Source organism: Kluyvera sp. Awk 3, from assembly GCF_028069715.1.
Lineage (GTDB): Bacteria > Pseudomonadota > Gammaproteobacteria > Enterobacterales > Enterobacteriaceae > Kluyvera > Kluyvera georgiana_A.
Genome location: NZ_JANEWH010000292.1, coordinates 1 through 926 on the forward strand (window position 1 = coordinate 1; position 926 = coordinate 926).

At 41.0% G+C, this 926-nt stretch carries 1 protein-coding gene; it reads left to right on the forward strand.

Annotated elements, in window-relative coordinates:
• Positions 1-472 precede the first annotated feature (472 nt).
• Positions 473-685 carry a cold shock-like protein CspF gene (gene cspF, locus NNN71_RS24720; protein ID WP_223802821.1) on the forward strand — a complete coding sequence of 71 codons (213 nt, stop codon included), beginning with the start codon at positions 473-475 and terminating at the stop codon, positions 683-685.
• Positions 686-926: the final 241 nt, after the last annotated feature.

Consider the following 926-nt stretch of genomic DNA (forward strand, 5'->3'; position numbering starts at 1 on the left):
CCTCTTAAGGGGAGAAACTTCACTTTGTGTTTCAACAACATTGCATTCATTGAAATTTTAACTTTATGCAATAAAACACCAGCGATGCTCTGAATAAATGTGTAGGGTGTCAGCCCTTTGAACCAGGAAATATCTAACACAGAAAATTCTGACGCCAGACCTTGCTGAATGGCAAACTCAACATTGCGCCCTTCAAACAGGGTATTTAAATCATTTCCCTGAAACGCAGATATTGTACGTTGAATTCAAAGAGAGAAGATATCAGCGATAGCGCCAGACGATGAGGACTACTCAGTAGAATGTTTTACGTTGTATGCATTGCATAACTGCCATTACCATTAATGCATGTTCCGCGATGATTAGCAAATTTTATTTTAGCCGTCCAGCAGTCTTTATTGAAATATGGCGATAAAATTCGCTTTTTATTTTTTTAAGCGTATAGTTTGCCCGAGTTTTTTTAAAAGGAATCTATTTGTCTCGTAAAATGACAGGAATTGTCAAAAGTTTTGATGCCCTCAGCGGCAAAGGTTTTATCACCCCATCAGATGGTCGAAAAGACGTTTTACTTCATATCTCCGCAGTGTATAGCAGTGAATCCGAATCCCTGATACCTGGCGTCCGCGTTGAGTTTTGTCGTATCAACGGCCTGAAAGGACCGACGGCGGCGAACATCTACCTATCCTGATCTTCTACCGTTCATCGCACTTTCGCAGCTTATCAAACTGACTCTTATACAAAGGCACGTGATGATGACATTCCCCCCCGACTGGCAGAACACAAAAATTTAACAATAACGCAAAAAGATCTGGACGGGCGTGGTGCTGAGTATGATATGGTTTAGAGAGCATATGGAGATTGCAGGAGATTTTCATCGGGTGGGGAAAACCCCCGATGTAAATAACCAATAGAATGATACAGATAAAAAG